The organism is Pelomicrobium sp. G1 (assembly GCF_051905455.1).
Classification (GTDB): Bacteria; Pseudomonadota; Gammaproteobacteria; order Burkholderiales; family UBA6910; genus Pelomicrobium.
In genome coordinates, this window is the sequence record NZ_JBQACR010000402.1 from 1 (window position 1) to 261 (window position 261).

The 261-nt window shown below is 62.5% G+C and carries 1 pseudogene; it reads left to right on the forward strand.

Going from position 1 to position 261, the window contains the following annotated elements:
* A pseudogene (locus ACTFO6_RS19005) lies at nucleotides 1–261 on the forward strand (glucose-6-phosphate dehydrogenase); the annotation flags it as partial.

Consider the following 261-nt stretch of genomic DNA (forward strand, 5'->3'; position numbering starts at 1 on the left):
CTCGCCATCCGGCCTCAGGATTTCGCCACTGTGATCGAGAACCTGAACCGCGCCGGCATCAACCGTTCCCACGGCAGGCACCGCATCGTGGTGGAGAAGCCCTTCGGCGAGGATCTGGACAGCGCGCGCCGATTGAATGCCCTGCTGCACCGCCACTTCGACGAGGGGCAGATCTACCGTATCGACCATTACCTGGGCAAGGAGACGGTGCAGAACCTGTTCGTTTTGCGCTTCGCCAACATGCTGGTGGAGCCGGTGTGG